General features: G+C 43.8%; 13 protein-coding genes. 9 read left to right on the forward strand and 4 right to left on the reverse strand.

Going from position 1 to position 17,607, the window contains the following annotated elements; genetic code table 11:
• Positions 1–2 precede the first annotated feature (2 nt).
• Both ftsZ and NG798_RS01385 read right to left on the reverse strand, forming a co-directional pair.
• On the reverse strand, positions 3–1,280 hold the full coding sequence (ftsZ, locus tag NG798_RS01380; RefSeq protein ID WP_261220000.1) for a cell division protein FtsZ: 1,278 nt from the start codon (positions 1,278–1,280) through the stop codon (positions 3–5).
• A 130-nt stretch (positions 1,281–1,410) separates the two neighbouring features.
• Positions 1,411–2,271, reverse strand: coding sequence for a cell division protein FtsQ/DivIB (locus NG798_RS01385; protein WP_261220001.1), 861 nt, complete (start codon positions 2,269–2,271; stop codon positions 1,411–1,413).
• A 691-nt stretch (positions 2,272–2,962) separates the two neighbouring features.
• Here NG798_RS01385 and NG798_RS01390 point away from each other — a divergent pair.
• The 4 genes from NG798_RS01390 to NG798_RS28110 all read left to right on the forward strand — a co-directional run bounded on the left by NG798_RS01390 (position 2,963) and on the right by NG798_RS28110 (position 7,665).
• Positions 2,963–4,345 (forward strand): KAP family NTPase, encoded by a 1,383-nt coding sequence (locus NG798_RS01390; RefSeq protein ID WP_261220002.1) that lies wholly within the window; start codon positions 2,963–2,965, stop codon positions 4,343–4,345.
• A gap of 164 nt (positions 4,346–4,509) precedes the next feature.
• Complete coding sequence (locus NG798_RS01395) at positions 4,510–4,944, forward strand: hypothetical protein (protein ID WP_261220003.1); 435 nt, start codon at positions 4,510–4,512, stop codon at positions 4,942–4,944.
• 551 nt (positions 4,945–5,495) lie between these two features.
• Positions 5,496–6,575: a DUF3474 domain-containing protein gene (locus tag NG798_RS01400; RefSeq protein WP_261220528.1), complete on the forward strand. Its 1,080-nt coding sequence runs from the start codon at positions 5,496–5,498 to the stop codon at positions 6,573–6,575.
• 847 nt (positions 6,576–7,422) lie between these two features.
• Positions 7,423–7,665 (forward strand): transposase, encoded by a 243-nt coding sequence (locus tag NG798_RS28110; protein ID WP_375338937.1) that lies wholly within the window; start codon positions 7,423–7,425, stop codon positions 7,663–7,665.
• On the opposite strand, the gene NG798_RS01405 is transcribed toward NG798_RS28110, so the two are convergent.
• Both NG798_RS01405 and NG798_RS01410 read right to left on the reverse strand, forming a co-directional pair.
• Entirely contained in the window at positions 7,642–7,971 is a 330-nt protein-coding gene (locus NG798_RS01405; RefSeq protein WP_261220004.1) for a hypothetical protein, read from the reverse strand. The two genes, NG798_RS28110 and NG798_RS01405, sit on opposite strands and share 24 nt — an antisense overlap.
• Before the next feature lie 381 nt (positions 7,972–8,352).
• Positions 8,353–9,300, reverse strand: coding sequence for a hypothetical protein (locus tag NG798_RS01410; protein WP_261220005.1), 948 nt, complete (start codon positions 9,298–9,300; stop codon positions 8,353–8,355).
• Positions 9,301–10,014: 714 nt separating this feature from the next.
• Between NG798_RS01410 and NG798_RS01415 the strand changes: the two genes are divergently transcribed.
• The 5 genes from NG798_RS01415 (at position 10,015) to purC (ending at position 17,499) form a co-directional block, all read left to right on the forward strand.
• Positions 10,015–10,602, forward strand: coding sequence for a chromophore lyase CpcT/CpeT (locus tag NG798_RS01415; RefSeq protein WP_261220006.1), 588 nt, complete (start codon positions 10,015–10,017; stop codon positions 10,600–10,602).
• A 176-nt stretch (positions 10,603–10,778) separates the two neighbouring features.
• A complete protein-coding gene (locus NG798_RS01420) occupies positions 10,779–11,930 on the forward strand; it encodes an NAD-dependent epimerase/dehydratase family protein (RefSeq protein ID WP_261220007.1) in 1,152 nt (383 codons plus the stop codon).
• A gap of 241 nt (positions 11,931–12,171) precedes the next feature.
• Positions 12,172–13,305 carry a glycosyltransferase gene (locus tag NG798_RS01425; RefSeq protein WP_261220008.1) on the forward strand — a complete coding sequence of 378 codons (1,134 nt, stop codon included), beginning with the start codon at positions 12,172–12,174 and terminating at the stop codon, positions 13,303–13,305.
• A 505-nt stretch (positions 13,306–13,810) separates the two neighbouring features.
• Positions 13,811–16,396 carry an adenylate/guanylate cyclase domain-containing protein gene (locus NG798_RS01430; protein ID WP_261220009.1) on the forward strand — a complete coding sequence of 862 codons (2,586 nt, stop codon included), beginning with the start codon at positions 13,811–13,813 and terminating at the stop codon, positions 16,394–16,396.
• 368 nt (positions 16,397–16,764) lie between these two features.
• Complete coding sequence (gene purC, locus NG798_RS01435; RefSeq protein WP_261220010.1) at positions 16,765–17,499, forward strand: phosphoribosylaminoimidazolesuccinocarboxamide synthase; 735 nt, start codon at positions 16,765–16,767, stop codon at positions 17,497–17,499.
• The last annotated feature ends 108 nt before the right edge of the window (positions 17,500–17,607 follow it).

Consider the following 17,607-nt stretch of genomic DNA (forward strand, 5'->3'; position numbering starts at 1 on the left):
CTTTAGCGAGGGGGACGCCGGCGCTTCAAAAAGTCTGGGATATCTAAACCATCAGGGGCTTTTTGAGGTTCGGATGCCGGTGCCGGTGGGGGTGGCGTTGCCGGCCTGCTGGTGGGAGTAACCGGACGTGGTGCCGGAGCAGTTTTTGCTGCCGGTGCACCTACCACCGTTTCGGGTGAAAAGCCGGTGGCAATCACCGTAATTCTAATTTCACCTTGAACCCGCTCATCAATAACTGCCCCGAAAATAATATTGGCATTGGGATCGACGTTTTCATAAATAATATCTGCCGCTGCACTCACTTCGTGAAGAGTAAGATCAGTTCCGCCTGTGATATTAAAGACAACGCCCTTTGCGCCATCGATAGAAGACTCCAAAAATGGCGAAGAAATAGCCTGGGAAGCAGCATCAACGGCTCTTGACTTGCCAGAACCAATTCCAATACCCATCAAAGCCGAACCGGCATCTGCCATAACGGCCCGGACATCGGCAAAGTCCACATTTACCAACCCTGGGATCGTAATGATATCCGAAATGCCCTGAACACCTTGGCGGAGAATATCATCAGCTTCGCGGAAAGCTTTTTGAACCGGCGTATCTGCCTGGATAACGTCTAAAAGTTTGTTATTTGGAATAACAATCAGCGTGTCAACCCGGCTTTGCAGGGCGTCGATCCCTTGTTCAGCTTGGCTAAGGCGGCGGCGTCCTTCAAAAGTAAACGGACGGGTAACAACTCCCACCGTTAACGCGCCCAACTCCTTAGCCACTTCCGCCACAATAGGAGCAGCACCAGTGCCGGTGCCCCCACCCATGCCGGCGGTAATAAACACTAAATCAGACTGCCCTAGAGCTTGGGCAATTTCATCGCGGGATTCCTCAGCGGCTTTTTGGCCGATAGCAGGGTTGCCCCCGGCACCGAGTCCGCGCGTCAATTTTTGACCAATTTGCAGTCTTTTAGGTGCTTCAGACTGGCTGAGAGCTTGAGCATCGGTATTAACCGACCAAAACTCAACTCCCAAAATTTCACTAGCAATCATGCGATTAATGGCATTGCCGCCACCACCGCCGACACCGATTACTTTAATTCTTGCTACGCTGCTGGGCACAATATCTCCACTCCTTGATTCTTCCCCAGCCATGCCTTTCGGATCTCGATTTTGATTTATATATAAGCCAGCGTTACCGAAAGGATTTGAATTATCCGCGCTAGTCGGAAAACCTGTTTGCCCTTGGGAATGCGGGCTGTCATTTTCAAGCCCTATTTTACTATTAAGTGTCATTGGTATTAGCTAAGGTAAATAAACAACGCTTCAGGTGGCCGGTTCTTGTTGTCAACTATAGGGGATGTTGCGCTTTGCAACCAACCGTACCTGGTACTGGGGGAGGCATGGCCAAAGCCTAGTTCCCCTGCTAGGGAGATTTGGCAGCGGGTGGCTGAATTTTACCCGGTTGCAGTTTAATAGCTGGGGATTGGGGGTTTTTAAGGTCAATGTAGGCGATCTGACTGTAACGCGGGTGTTTGGGTAATTGGCGCATTCGATCAATAACTTGCAGTTGTTCGTCAAACTTAGAACTGTACGGGCCAAGATGGACAGTTCCAATTTCTGTTTTTAAAATTACATTGCCTGAATCTTGCCAGTCAACTTCTGAAACTTTGACGGGAGACTGGCTGAGGGTTTGGTAAAGTTGGGGCCAATTCTCCCGATAGTTGCTGGGGTTGCCGATGACTTTTAACGAAGGTAGGGGAATAGTTTGCTGGAGGGCTGTGTAATTTTTTAATGGAGTCCACCAGCCGTTTTCGTCAAGGACGCCTACAATGAGCGAAGTCGAATTGCCGGAGTCTTTTTGTTTGGCATCTAACGCGCCCTGGCTGAGTTGAGCAATGGCTACAGGATAACGTTCTTTAATGTGGACAGTTAAGCCAGGGGGGAAAAGATGCCGGTGGACGGTGGCTTTGGCAATGGGGGCGGCGGTTTCTAGCTTTTGGGCAATTTCTTGGGGTTGCACTGATAACAATGATTGGGGGTATTTCATCGGCAGCAACGAGCGGATGGTTTCGCTCGACAGAAATTTATTGCCAAAGACGGAAATTTGCTCAGGCTGGTGGATTACCCAAGCCGGTTGAGAAATTGCCCATACTGAGGCGGCGGCTAAGCCACTTACGCCTAGAGTTTGCCAGCACATTTGGAAAAATCGCTCTGAGCGTAGCGCTCGCAGCTTAGCGCGTCTTTGTCCTAGTTCTGAGGCGCTTCCTGATGCGATGCCGCTCATTTTATCCCTCGCCATTATGGTTGTTTAAGGTTAATCTTATCTTTTTGTTTATAGAGTTTTTCATTGGGTTTTTGTATTTGGGTGGCTATTTTTATAGGGCAGTTGCTAATTTTTGCTGTTAGAAATTAGGTTTTTTATCTTCCTAGCAGACAAATCCTAAAATTTTCGTTCTGGGATTAGTCGATAAGCCTCAACCGGATGCCCTGTTAGGGGAGGTCGGAGGCCGACAAGCAAACAACAGTGGCAAGATGTTTTTTGATGATAAACCTTAGAGTCACATCCAGCCGGTTTGCCCAGAACTTGCTTTACCACAAAGAGCAATGCCAATCTATCTGCTATGACTTTTTGCACAGTTGCCGGCCCATGTCAAGTAGCATTTAAGAATTTATCAGCCATGATTCTAAAACTCCCCCGGAACTTTAAAATGAGATCGGTTGATCGAAAGAGGCGCTTTTAGTGTCTGTTGAAAATTTTTTGCTCCCCCGAACCTGAATTAAAAGCGGGGATATTCCTCTAAACTTCTCGCTTTTTTCAGGGGCGTTAGCGGCGGGGTTTTTCGGTGATTAATATCATCAGCAAAGCATTGAAGCACACACAAAAGCCGCCTCTCATCAAGTAAGTGGTTTGGTGGCTAAAGCTTTTCTGCCGCTTGCTTTTTACAACATCAGGGCGCTCACGAGAGTAAGGTTTAATGACAGAATATTTAGATTTACAGCGGTTTTACCGAGCTTGCAACCCGTCTAAAACGCTTGATCTCAAAAATCCCGAAGATCGTAAGTATTACATCGATTTTTCGGCGGTACGCGGCGGTAACATGATTCGAGAGTTGGGCCGGACTATCTCGCTTTTGGCTGGTGATGATCCCACTTGTCAGCTTTTTACCGGCCACATCGGTTGCGGCAAATCAACGGAGTTGCTCAGGCTTAAGGATGAGTTAGAGCAAAAAAACTTTCATGTGGTTTATTTTGAGTCTTCTCAGGGTTTGGATATGGCGGATGTGGATATCAGCGATATTTTGCTGGCCATTACTCGTCAAGTTAGCGAAAGTCTCGAAAAAATCGACATTTCTTTACAACCAAAGGGTTTTAAGGCTTTGCTCAAAGGTGCGGCGGATCTCTTACAAACCCCTATTGAGTTAAAGGCTCAGGCCGAAATTCCTCTTGTCGGGACGGTTAGTGCCGGTGAGGGTGAGTTGGGTTTTTCTTTGCCTGGGGGAATTGGCAAAATTACCGCGAAAACCAAGGAAAGCCCCCAACTACGCTCACAGTTACGTCAATATCTCGAACCGCGTACCAATAATATCTTGGAAGCGATTAATAAGGAGTTGATCGAACCGGCTACTCTCACCCTCAAACAACGGGGTAAGCAAGGTTTGGTGGTAATTGTTGATAATCTTGACCGCGTAGACAATCATCCTAATTCTACGGGCCGCTCTCAGCCAGAGTATTTGTTTGTCGAGCGTGGCGAGCAATTGCGAAAAATTAATTGCCATTTGGTTTATACGATTCCTTTGGAGTTAATTTTTTCTAATGAGTTAGGCCGGCTTACGAGTCGCTTTGGCATTAAGCCTAAAGTTTTGCCAATGGTGCCGGTGCGTCGTCGAGATGGTTCAGATAATCAAGCGGGGATGGCGCTTTTGCGCTGCATGGTTCTGGCGCGAGCTTTTCCTGACGTGATGGAGCAATCTCGTTTTGAGTTGATTGAGCAAGTTTTTGATCACTCAGACACTCTCGACCGGCTTTGTCGTGTTAGTGGTGGTCATGTGCGAAATTTGCTCAGGCTGCTCTACAGTTGTTTGCAGCGTCAAGACCCCCCCATCTCGCGCGAATGTCTCGAAAACGTGATTAAAGAAGACCGCGACGACTTGATAGGCCCGATCACTGCTGATGAGTGGGAGTTGCTTTTGCAGGCGGTGCGCCAGCAAACCGTCCGGGGAGACGAGGATTACAAAAGCCTGCTTTACAGTATGTTTTTGTTTGAATACCGCGATGATACGGGCCGGTGGTTTGATATCAACCCGGCTCTAGCAGAAGCCGAACAGTTTAAAGTTTGGCAACGGCAATTGCTTTCCTAGTCTAGGTTCTATAGGGGCCGGTTGAGCTAAATCTAAATGTTTTGGCGTTTGGCTTGATTACACCGGCCCTTTCTTCTTTGCCCTCAAAAATATATTTAAAGATAGTGGCGCACGTTGTTACTTTAATGCTTGAATAGAATCGAAGATTATTTTCCCGCCTCGTCATGCGAGCCTCCTTAAATACGCTAGTGCGGGCGCTCGAGCAGTCTCAAGGCGAATTTTCTTTAGTTTTGGTGCGCTGCAATAATCTGGATTTACGAAACCAGATTCTTGAATCTGTGCGAACTGCCTGCAACTTTAAAATTCAAGAGATTGTTTTAGACCCTTCTGCAAAAACCCTTTATACAACAATTGTAAATGAACTGGCTTCCAACTATCCGCAAGCTTTGATGGTCGTGGGTTTAGAATCGGTGATTGCAAGACATGAGGTTCTTAAAGCTGCTAATTTGGTGAGGGAAAAATTCCGCGAGTTTCCTTTTCCTGTTGTGTTGTGGGTCACTAATGAAGTTCTCGAAAAGCTGATTCGTCACGTTCCTGATTTTAAAAATTGGGCTTCTATTTCGATTAAATTTGATGAACCTACGGACTTTCTTGATTAATTTTTAGTCTAAATTCCTGATATTTACCCACCTTTCTAGTTACCTTATCAGGGCTTTAGATACCCCCAACTCTATGCTTAATAAGCTTTAATTTCTACCTTTGCCCCGTTTTTTTTGGCAGGCGGATTTTAACGTGCTGACGTTCTAGCTGGCATCGAAAGTATGTTTCTTGCCGCTCTCAGTAGTTTAGCAATTAAATAACAGCATCATCAACAAGAGGAATAAACTTTAAGCGAAGCCAAACAATTAGAGTTTGTGCAAAAGTGGCGAGGTTTTTTTAATAACAGACGAATAGGGAAATTTGGCGGGTTTTTATTGACAAAATTATGAACTCGTGGTATTGCAGATTATCAGCCGCTTGGGACGAAAGGGCCAGAAAAGTTTTTCTCTATAAAAATAATAGAAACAACCCGCAGTGGAAGGTTGTACTACGGGTTTGACTACCCCGGATGATTGCAAAAAATCTGAGGCGGGGGTATTTACAAGGACTCGGAGAGCGGTAATATAAAGCACGTCTATTACATACAGGTAAAAGTAAAACTTTGGTCGCAATCAATAAAGTTGAGCAACAAAATGGGGACATAAAGGCAGGGACTCCTTTTTCTCCCGAACCTCCTTTTACCTTGCAGCAATTAAAAGCTGCTATTCCTGCACATTGTTTTGTGCCCTCCACTTGGAGATCGCTTTCTTATTTCTTTTTGGATATTGGTATTGTGGCCGGCCTCTATGCGGGGGCCCATTACCTAGACTCGTGGTTTGTTTGGCCCGTTTTTTGGCTGCTGGCCGGCACGATGTTTTGGGCGTTGTTTGTAGTGGGCCATGACTGCGGACATGGTTCGTTTTCTCGGCTTAAATGGCTCAATAATTTGATCGGCCATTTGGCCCACACTCCGATTTTAGTTCCTTTTCACGGTTGGCGGATCTCTCACCGCACTCACCACAACAACACCGGCAATATTGATACCGATGAAAGTTGGTATCCGGTGACTGAAAGCAAATATCGGCAGATGGCATGGTGGGAAAAGTTTCTCCGCTTTGAGCCGGTTTTGTTGTTTGCTTACCCGCTTTATTTGTTTCGTCGCTCTCCCGAACGTCCGGGCGCTTCCCATTTTATGCCGGATAGCCCTCTGTTTCGGCCTACAGAAAAATGGGATGTGATCACCAGTACAATTTGCTGTGCTTTGATGGTGGGCTTTTTAGGCTTTCTTACCTATCAAAACGGCTGGCTGTTCTTGTTGAAATACTATCTTGGCCCCTATCTTGTGTTTGTGGTTTGGTTGGACTTGGTGACTTTCTTGCACCACACCGAACCCGATATTCCTTGGTATCGTGGCAAAGATTGGTATTTCCTCAAAGGTGCGCTTTCTACAATTGACCGAGATTATGGAGTGATCAATAATATCCACCACAATATCGGTACTCATGTAGCCCATCATATTTTTATCGGGATTCCTCACTATCACCTGAAAACGGCTACGGAAGCGCTTAAGCCGGTTTTGGGCGACTTCTACCGCTGTTCTAATCAGCCTATCTTGAAGGCTTTCTGGAACTCTTACCGTAGCTGTCATTTTGTCTCAGATCAAGGCGGATTGGTTTACTATCGCTCCGAGTCTACCATCGATGTAAAGTGATGTTTATTCGCTTCTAATAGCTTTTGTTTGCCCGCCTACCCGGTGGGTTTTTTGTTGATTATTTTGGCAAAAAGTCGGTGTGTTGGCTTTTCTTATTGCAGGTTAGGTTTCTTAGCTGCCATTAAAACGTTCATTAGGTCATCAAACAAATCATCAGATTTTGGACAGTCAGACGTGATGACGATTTCCGCCTCTACTGCCTTTTTAATCAAATCAAGACAATATAAATTGTCGAGGGTGCTTATCTGTTTGATAATTTCGTCTGTTAATTCGAGTTAGGCTGGGTGCATGGTTTTTAGTAAATTGAAGGTTGTTAGGGTGTTTATCCTGTCGGTTGGTTAAAGCAAGGGCATGGAAATCTCGACATAAATTGTTAAAACACTCGCTGCACTACCGCCGGTTATAAAAGATAAAACTCCATTGCTATTTATTCTGCTCTCGCCTGATCCTGTAACTATTAATGGGACAGCAAACCGTCTGTTAAGCGATGGCCTAAAGTCTAAAGGTAAAGTCGTTATTGGATAATTTGTTACCCCATTAATTTGTACTGAGGATTGAATTTGACCTACAATTTCAATTCACTAAGAAGGTACACTAAATACATAGAACCCAACTAGAGATGAGCTAATATGGCCAACAAATTTCAGGTCGAAATCCAGAAAACGGTTGAGGAACTAGAGCATCGGCTCGCACGGGCCACAACCGCAGCAGTATTTTAAACTAAATACCGAGATATTTCAAGAATTTTGAAACAAATTATCTCAACGATATTCCAAAAAAATTAATTTAATAATTATGGATAATGGCAGCTTTCATAAAGCGATTGATTTAACAAGCGCCTGATAATGTGATTCCTATATATCTGCCTGCTTATAGTCCGGAGTTAAATCCCATTAAAAGATTGTGGGAATATGTAAAGCGAGACCTAAAATGGTCAAACTACTCCAGTTTAGATGAACTCAAACAAAACGTCAATGTGATTCTGGAATCTCTCACAATTGAAGAGATTTTATCTGTTTGTGGTTGGGATTATATCCGGGACTCTATATTAAGTGCAAATTCACAGTTAATTGGTAGACAATTTAGCTGAGAGGCTTGCAATATTGGTATTAATTGCGTTGGCAGCCGTGTTTACCGTGCTAACGGTATTACTATTAATTGCATTTGCAGCCGTGTTTATAGTGCTAACTGTATTGGTATTAATTGCGTTGGCAGCCGTATTTACAGCGCTTACAGTGTTTGTATTGATGACATTGGTAGCCGTATTTACTACACTAGAAGTATTGCTGTTAATGCTACTAATGGCATTGTTTACGACGGTAGTAGTGTTTGCGTTTATATTTTGAATGCTGGAATTATTGAGAGATATATTATTAACAGTATTTTGTGTCGTCATCTGGTTCTTTTGCTGTGGCAACTGTTGCATAATTGGCGACAAATCACAGGGCATTTCTTCATCCTCTCTTTGTGGGGTGTTCCAAGGATCTGTTTTTTCCCATCTTTGTTTGAAAGGGTCATCTCCATTTATTTTGTAAGGGGGATAGAAATAATCTGGAATAATTAAAGGGCTATCGGGATGAATTGCTCTTACATCTTTCCAAATATTCGGAATGGGTCTAAAGTTTACATTTGTCCATCTAAACCCATCCCCCCATAAATATTGAGCAGGAGAATAGGGGTCATTGTTTGATGCTGCAAATAGATAAGGTTTTAGGTTTGGATTTTGACCCTGGAAATATAGTTTTTTTTACGCCTAAATAAGACCAGCCATTAAAAATCAATTGCGTTCCTTTGTGAGGTCTACTGGGGCTGACAAAATTCTATAGCCCGTCTCTTCTTTAATGTCTAAAACGTAGGTGCTATATACTACATAAATTCTGGAAACACAACCGGCACCTACCCCATTATTTAGAGAGCCGTTAGGATAACTCAATTGAATAAATGCGCTTGTGGAAATCCCGCTTATTTCAAGCGTTGAAATTATCGAACCTGACCCCGGTGGGTAAGGTTGACCGGGTGGCGGTGCCGGTGGTAGGGGATTCTCTCTTTGTCCACCCTCTTTTTCAATAGGACGATCTACCTCTCTCTCTAAACTTCCCGGCCCGTCTAGTTGAGAATCTCTAATAATTGTTGGGTCTATCCAGTTAAGGATCGCTTTCCCTATTCCCCAACCAATTTGACCGGCCCCTCTACATTTAAAGGAATATGCTTGCGTATTGTCTGGTAGGCTAAAGGTGTGAGGTTCGTTTGCAGTAAGGGTTACAAGACTTCTGTACTCTACCAAGTTGGCAATATCTGAAAATTGCTGATAGCCTTCTTCATAAGCAGCCATAAAGAATGATATTGAATCATCTGCACTTAATGAACACTTACCCCAAATATGCGTGCCGTTTTGAACCAGACTCGGATTGTTTGTTAATATCTCTAATAAGTTTACTTCTTGATGGGGTTTTCGATGAAATAGTGGCACGGAAAACTTATATTTTTTCTCTCCATTCAACCCTTCACTAAAATAAATTTCTAAAAGTTTGTGAGGGAAGTTTTCGGAAACTAAATTGTATTGATATTGCTCAATTTTCGTTTCGGAATAATAGGGCTTTTGTTCTGTAGATGCCGGTTTGGCAAACTTTAACTCTTGAATGCTAGGAAGCTTTGCAAACAGCCTCATATCAAACAAATAACCCTCTAATGGGATGCTGTCTTTAATTGATGGAGTATAAAGCAAAACCTCTTGATTGATGGAGGTAATCTCAGGGCTTAAATTTCTATTTAAAAAAAACCGGCTCTAATGGCATACTAACCCCCAAAGGCTTTAATAAGAGTCTGTTCTTTATTCAGGGTTTTGTTACGGCAAAATTGTAAATAAAGCCATCTAATAATCAAAGTCTAAAAAACCACCTTTTTTGTATGAATATCGGTTATACCCGCGTTTCAACAGATGACCAAAGCCTCCCAAGTCCGTAAGCTCAATAAAACGGCTAAGTCAAAATTGAAGGGTTCTATTAAAGGATCGCTCAAAGTCGGTACTGCTCCAAAGCAGTCAAACTCCTCTTTAAGGAATTGGTCAAGGAATGGAAGCGGTAATAACTTCCCCAAACTTCCCTTTATAAAAAACTACAAACCTGCACTCATACAAAGTGTCGGTTTTTTAGTTTCTGGGTTAACCTGGAATCTTAGCCTACTAGATAGAAGGGTGAAAAATTAACGGGCTAATCAAGGCCCGTTTTTTGAGCGGGGGATAAAATCGCTAGACTAAATAAAAAAATTGGTCAATTGCTAGATTCTTAATCTAAAAACTCACCCATTACCTATTACCATGACGATAATCTCTGTTGGTATGTAGTTGCGCTTGAGCGCTCTTTCACCTCAAGCACATACCATAAACAAAACAATTAGTCAACCTCTAAAACCTCATCTAAAATCCACGCATAAAATCGCTATGTCACACTCCACAGATATTGTCGCATTGGCTCGATTAATGGCAGCAGACTTCAGCAACCAAGCCCAAGCCTTTGAAAACCCGCCATTTTTTGCCCACATTCGCGTCTGTATGAGGCCGTTGCCGGTGGAACTGCTAGGAGGAATAAGCCTCTACGTCGAGCAAGCCTATGACTACATACTCAACCAACCTTATCGAGTTCGAGTCCTGCAAATAATCGCCGCCGGCGACCACATCGAAATCGAAAACTACGCCATCGAAAACGAACAAGAATTTTATGGCAACTCCCGCCAACCCGAAAAACTCAAAGCCCTAACAGCCGACCGGCTCAAACTTTTACCCGGATGTAAATTTATCACCCACTGGACAGGGAACGGATTTAAAGGCGAAGTCGAACCAGGCAAAGGCTGTATGGTATTCCGCAAAGGCAAAAATACCTATTTAGAAAGCAGTTTTGAAATAGACGAACACAAATTTATCAGCCATGATCGAGGACGCGACCCCGAAACCGATGAGCATATCTGGGGATCAGTAGCCGGCCCCTTTGAATTCATCCGTAAGGCCAGTTTTGCCCAAGAAGTCCATTAGTCATTTGTCCCTAGTCCATAGTCATTTATCCTTAGTTATCGGTTAAATGACTCTTGACTCTTGACTCTGGACTCTTGACTCTGGACAAATGACCAATCACAAATGGCAGATATGTCACAAGGTACACAAAGCTGGTACATTTAGCGAGTGTCAGCAAGCAAAAATAAGCGAACACGATGAGAGTCCTGGTTATTGGCGGCGATGGTTATTGCGGTTGGGCAACTGCCCTCCATCTTTCAAATCGAGGTTATGAAGTCGGCATATTAGATAGCTTGGTGCGGCGTCATTGGGATATGCAGCTTGGAGCAGATACCTTAACCCCCATAGCTCCCATACAGCAACGCATCCAACGCTGGCAAGATTTGACCGGCAAAAAAATTGACCTATTTATCGGCGACATCAACAACTACGAGTTTTTAATTGATGCGCTCCGCCGGTTTCAACCCGATTCCCTTGTTCACTTTGGCGAACAACGTTCCGCGCCTTTCTCGATGATTGACCGCGAACACGCAGTCTTAACTCAGGTTAACAACGTCGTCGGGACGCTAAATCTTCTGTACGCCATGAAAGATGAATTCCCCGATTGCCACTTGGTCAAACTGGGGACAATGGGAGAATATGGCACTCCCAACATAGACATCGAAGAAGGCTACATCACCATTGAACACAACGGGCGTAAAGACACCCTCCCCTATCCAAAACAACCAGGTAGTTTCTACCACGCAAGCAAAGTTCACGACAGCACAAATATACATTTAGCTTGCCGGATTTGGGGATTGCGAGTCACCGACTTAAATCAAGGTGTGGTTTATGGCGTCTTAACCGAAGAAACCGGCATGGATGAAATGCTGATCAACCGGCTTGACTATGACGGAGTATTCGGAACCGCCTTAAACCGGTTTTGCATCCAAGCAGCCATCGGGCACCCCCTCACCGTCTACGGAAGCGGCGGACAAACTCGCGCTTTCTTAGACATCCGAGATACCGTGCGATGTATGGAATTAGCAATTGCCAATCCTGCTCAAGCCGGAGAATTTCGAGTTTTTAACCAATTCACCGAAATGTTTAACGTCGGCGACTTGGCAATAATGGTGAAAAAAGCCGGAAATGCACTCGGTTTAAACGTCGAAATCAACAACATCGACAACCCCCGCGTTGAAAATGAACAACACTATTTCAACGCTAAAAATACAAACCTCCTCGAACTAGGTTTACAACCTCATTTACTTTCAGATTCCCTGCTCGACTCCCTGCTAAACTTTGCAGTCAAATATCAAAATCGAGTCGATAAAAACCATATCCTGCCCAAAGTATCTTGGCGCCGGTAAATAGCAACAAGCGCAAGAGGTAATTAAGAATTCTTGATTATCTCTTGTTGCCAAAAAGCCTCAAAAAACATTGATTTTATATCTGTGTTAATGTGTGGTTAAAAAACCTGTTTTTTTGAGAAAAGCTAGGAAACAGCACCCTCAAAAATTGACATAATCCCCATGCGTTGATCCTATTACTAATCTCGCTATTGTCCACACAACAACTAAAAGAACCACTGACCACTGACCACTGACCTTTATGCGAATTGCCTTATTTACAGAAACTTTTTTACCCAAAGTAGACGGAATTGTTACCCGACTGCGGCACACCGTCGAACAATTACAGCGGTGCGGTGATCAAGTCTTAATTTTCTGCCCAGAAGGAGGACTCACCGAATATAAAGGCGCAGAAATTCACGGCATTTCGGGATATCCTTTGCCTTGGTATCCCGAATTAAAAATGGCATTTCCTCGGCCTTCAATTGGATTGGAACTGCAAAGATTTAAACCCGATATTGTTCATGTTGTCAACCCAGCAATTTTAGGATTAGGCGGAATTTATTATGCAAAAACCATGCAAATTCCCCTTTTGGCTTCCTACCACACCCACTTGCCGCAATACTTGCAACATTACGGCTGGGCAGTGCTGGAACCTTTACTCTGGGAATTGCTAAAAAATGCCCACAACCAAGCGGCACTCAATCTTTGCACGTCTACTGCAATGGTAGAAGAATTATCGAGTCACGGCATCGAACGAGTTGATCTTTGGCAGCGCGGTGTTGATACCGAAACTTTTCACCCAAGTTTAGCCTCACACTCCATGCGAGTGCGTTTGAGTCAAGGCAACCCCGACAATCCATTACTCTTATATGTAGGACGTTTAGGAGCAGAAAAAGAAATAGAAAGAATCAAGCCGGTGTTGGAAGCCATCCCCGGAGCCCGACTAGCCCTTGTTGGCGATGGGCCAAACCGCCAAGCTCTGCAAGAACACTTTGCCGGTACCCCCACCCATTTTGTCGGCTACCTCCAAGGAGTCGAACTCGCCACCGCCTACGCTTCCGCCGATGCCTTTATTTTTCCCTCACGCACAGAAACTTTAGGCTTAGTTTTGCTTGAAGCAATGGCTGCCGGCTGTCCTGTTGTTGCCGCTCGGTCGGGAGGCATTCCCGATATCGTCACTGATGGTGTCAATGGCTATCTTTTTGATCCAACAGACGAAACCGGCTCTATTACAGCCACCCAACGCCTGTTAGCTCATGCCAGCGAAAGGGAAACCTTAAGACAAAACGCCCGCCGAGAAGCAGAACGCTGGGGCTGGCCAGCCGCAACTGCCCAACTGCGCCGCTATTATCACCGAGTCATTGCTTGCTTAGAAATGTCCAACGCCGCTTAATGATTTCAGGGGTGCAGTAACATCACAGCCGGCTCATAGATAAAAAAATAATAGCTACCAGGCCCTTCTTATTCCCATCTAACAATCCCGATGGCTTATATACTAAATGAACGGTAGTCGGAATTGATAGATAGTGTTAAGTTGGTTTTCAAACCCCCAAGCGTCAAACTTCACCCACAAGATTATCTTAGGTAAAGTGCCTTCTCTATAAGTGTTACTCCCATGCGCCGGTGGCAAGTCTTGCCAACCCCAGCAAGGCTTAACTCGGCTCAAAGCCCTAGCATCTCTGTACCACTATGCGGCAAAACGCAAATTATCAGCTTTGCGTAAAAACTCATGGTAGCCAAACCGATGTACAGCGAAAGGGCCCGTATTTAAGCAAATAAAACTGAGTGTCCTTTGCCTATCTGGGGATACGCGACGCTCAAAAATTTATATGTTATCAATTTAACGTTAGTTTCTCTCATGCCGGTGGGCAAAAACCACCCTCTTAAGGATTAATACTATGACATTTTCTGATGCTGGTAGCATTCTGGCTACATTAACACAAGCTAATGGCATGGGTGCGTTAGCCCGTCGCGTTAAGGATCTACCAGTTCCCGAATTTGTCTGCTTGCTCGATTTTATTACCGCTGAGTTTCAGCAATTTCTTAGGGCAATAGAACTGATTAATAATGATGCCCTAGAGACGATGTTAGAGCAATTACTTGATGCTTTTACCCTCAAATTAGGGCAAATTATTCGGGCAGATCGTACCGCCATTTTTTTAGTTGATACAGAAAAAAAACAACTGTGGTCTAAAATTACTCAGGCTCCCAATGCTAAACCTTTAGAAATTCGCATACCTGTGCATATTGGCATTGTTGGGCGAGTGGCAGAAACCGGCGAACTTATCAATATTGCCGACGCCTACACTCATCCATCTTTTAACAAAGAAATTGACGAACACCCCGGATATCAAACCCAAAGTCTGCTCTGTATTCCGATTTTTAGTAATAAAAATCCTTCCGAAGTTGTCGCCGTAGTCCAGCTTTTAAATAAAGCCGGTAATGTGCCTTTTAGTAGTGAAGATGAAGATGAATTTCGTAACTTTGCAAGCTCAATAGGTATCATTTTAGAAAGTTGTCAGTCTTTTTATGTAGCGGCGCGGAAACAAAGAGGCGTTTCTGCACTTTTACGGGCGACATCTTCCTTGGGACAAAGTTTAGATTTAGATGCCACTTTACAATCGGTGATGGAGCAAGCTCGTGATTTAATGCAGGCAGATCGCAGTACCTTATTTTTACTCAGTAAAGAAAGTAATGAATTGTGGACAAAAGTAGCTACTACAAACAGTAAAAATAAAGTTGAAATTCGCATCACGGCTAATAAAGGCATTGCCGGTTATGTTGCTTCCACCGGCCAAACCCTTAATATCACTGATGCTTATCAAGACCCTCGGTTTGATCCTAGCACCGACCAACGCACCGGCTATCTGACTCGGACAATATTATGTATGCCGGTGTACAGTTCATCGGGAGATTTAATTGGCGTTACTCAGTTAATTAATAAAAAAAATCAAGGCACTTTTACCAGTACCGATGAAGCCTTTATGGCAGCCTTTAACCGCCAGGCCGGTATTGCCCTTGAAAATGCCCAACTCTTTAAAAACGTCCTCATCGAAAAACAATATCAAAAAGACATTCTTCAAAGTTTATCTGATGCAGTCATTTCCACAGATATGCAAGGCAGAATCGTCACCATCAACGATGCCGCCCTTGAATTATTAGGCTGTCCCGTCAAAGCCGAAGGCGGAAAACACCGGCTTTTATGGGAAAATAAACTAATTGATCGCTACATTTGGGAAGTCGTACCTATCGAGAGTTTGCGTTGGCGTTTGCAAGATAGTCTCAGCAAAAAAAGTCACCATTATCTGCCCGAACAAAACTTAATTGTCGGGCTTTATATCGTGGATCATAAGGGTTCTTCTTCCCAAGCCAGGAAAAAAGAAAGTTATATTTTAGCTGTACAAGATCGCATCAAACCTGATTTTTATATTCCTTGGAATGAGTTGGTATTTGAGGCCGGTGGTTCTCAAATTGCTACCCCAATTCCCCAAGAAAAAATCACCCAAATTGAACGCAGTATCAACCTCACAATTAACCCCCTCACCAACCCGGAAGGAGGCGTGCGAGGCGGCTTAGTTGTCTTAGAAGATATCAGCCGCGAAAAACGTCTAAAAAACACTATGTATCGTTATTTAACTCCTGGTGTGGCCGAAAGAGTTATGGAATTAGGCGAAGACTCTTTGATGGTGGGAGAACGCAAAGAAGTCACCATTTTATTTTCAGATATACGCGGTTATACCACCCTTACAGAAAATTTAGGCGCTTCCGAAGTTGTCTCATTACTTAATCAGTATTTTGAAACAATGGTGGAGGCTGTTTTTGATCACGATGGCACTTTAGATAAATTTATTGGTGACGCCTTGATGGCCGTATTTGGTGCACCTCTTCCTTTAGCAGATCATGCCTGGAAGGCAGTAGAATCATCCCTGGATATGCGCCGGCGTTTAGCAGAATTTAATAGAAAACGCATTGTGGAAGCCCAACCACAAATTCATGTCGGTATTGGCATCAGTTCGGGAGACGTCGTATCAGGAAATATTGGCTCTCAAAAACGTATGGATTATACGGTAATTGGCGATGGCGTTAATTTAAGTTCTCGCTTGGAAGGTGTGACTAAAGAATATGGCTGTGATATTATTTTGAGCGAGTACACTTACGAGTTATGCGCTGATAAAATTTGGGTGCGAGAATTAGATAAAATTCGCGTCAAAGGCAAACATCAAGCTGTTAATATCTATGAATTAATAGGCGACCGCCGCCAGCCTTTAGATGGCCAAAAAGCGAAAATGCTAGAACTCTATGAGGCTGGACGCCATGCTTATTTAGTAAGGAATTTTAAAAAGTCACTGGTTTATTTTAATCAAATTGAAGAAATCGACCCCACAGATCGCGTTGTGGCTGTATATCTGGAACGCTGCTTAAATTATCTCAAAAATCCTCCGCCGGAAACTTGGGATGGTGTTCACACTATGACGACTAAATAAATTCTACATTGTCGCAACTATAGCGGTTTTCATTGATCCTGATACAGTTTAGGCGTTTTAAAAATCTGTCTATATGAAAATCGGTTTTTGGTCGTTCCCCGTCTTAAAAATATCGCTATATATACATATTTTTTACCTTTTGCAGGCCATTAAATGCTACCAACAGCGGAGCCAAGGTGCAACTACATACCAAGCTTGATGTATCTCCCAATCTCTGATTAAAATACTCAGTGCGGTACACTAGAAAGCTAAAATAACTGTTGCCGGTGGCAGAAAAACCCACGTTTGCAGTGTTCTTTGACCCGCACAACACACTACCAATCGGGAAACCGCCGGCAATTAAATAACCCTAAATAACGGTATCCCTCATGTCTTCTCAACAAAAGCTTTACGAAGGCAAAGCAAAAATTATCTACACAACCGATGATCCAGAAATTTTACTGGCACATTACAAAGACGATGCCACAGCTTTTAATGCTCAAAAGCGAGGCACAATTGTCGGCAAAGGCCAGATAAACTGTACCATTTCTAGCCATATCTTTCGGCAACTTGAAACCGCCGGCATTCCCACCCACTTTATCGACTGCCCCACCGCAAACCAAATGCTAGTCAGGCGTGTAACGATCATTCCCCTAGAAGTGGTGGTGAGAAATATTGCCGCCGGCAGTCTGTGCAAACAAACCGGCATACCGGAAGGAAAGGTACTCAAAACTCCCCTAGTCGAGTTTTATTATAAAAACGACGGACTCGGAGATCCTTTGCTCACTCGCGGACGCCTCTACGAAATGGAACTCGCCACCCCCTCTCAAGTTGAAGAACTGCAAAACATGGCATTGCAAATTAATTCGTACCTGCAAAACTTTTTTGAAAAATGTAACATCACCCTCGTAGACTTTAAACTAGAATTTGGTATTGACAGCCTCTTAAAACTGCAACTCGCCGATGAAATTAGCCCCGACACTTGCCGATTGTGGGATAACAGCGAAGCAGATCCACAAAAGCGCGTTATGGATAAAGACCGTTTTCGCCGCGATCTCGGAAACGTCGAAGAAGCTTATCAAAGAGTTTTAGAGCGCGTTTTGTCTGCTGTTGAGACAATTTAAGCGCTTTGTTCATAATTCATGGTTCATGGTTTAAAAAACAGCGGTCAAAAGCAAGTAATTTTCTTGACAAAACCAATCAAAAGTGATAAAGAGAATCTGCCGGCATGA

Source organism: Ancylothrix sp. D3o (genome assembly GCF_025370775.1).
Taxonomy (GTDB): domain Bacteria; phylum Cyanobacteriota; class Cyanobacteriia; order Cyanobacteriales; family Oscillatoriaceae; genus Ancylothrix.

Coding starts and splice junctions, on each gene's coding strand:
- ftsZ (WP_261220000.1), bottom strand. CDS start 1,280: ATGACACTTAATAGTAAAATAGGGCTTGAAAATGACAGCCCGCATTCC.
- NG798_RS01385 (WP_261220001.1), bottom strand. CDS start 2,271: ATGAGCGGCATCGCATCAGGAAGCGCCTCAGAACTAGGACAAAGACGC.
- NG798_RS01390 (WP_261220002.1), top strand. CDS start 2,963: ATGACAGAATATTTAGATTTACAGCGGTTTTACCGAGCTTGCAACCCG.
- NG798_RS01395 (WP_261220003.1), top strand. CDS start 4,510: ATGCGAGCCTCCTTAAATACGCTAGTGCGGGCGCTCGAGCAGTCTCAA.
- NG798_RS01405 (WP_261220004.1), bottom strand. CDS start 7,971: ATGACGACACAAAATACTGTTAATAATATATCTCTCAATAATTCCAGC.
- NG798_RS01415 (WP_261220006.1), top strand. CDS start 10,015: ATGTCACACTCCACAGATATTGTCGCATTGGCTCGATTAATGGCAGCA.
- NG798_RS01420 (WP_261220007.1), top strand. CDS start 10,779: ATGAGAGTCCTGGTTATTGGCGGCGATGGTTATTGCGGTTGGGCAACT.
- NG798_RS01425 (WP_261220008.1), top strand. CDS start 12,172: ATGCGAATTGCCTTATTTACAGAAACTTTTTTACCCAAAGTAGACGGA.
- NG798_RS01430 (WP_261220009.1), top strand. CDS start 13,811: ATGACATTTTCTGATGCTGGTAGCATTCTGGCTACATTAACACAAGCT.
- purC (WP_261220010.1), top strand. CDS start 16,765: ATGTCTTCTCAACAAAAGCTTTACGAAGGCAAAGCAAAAATTATCTAC.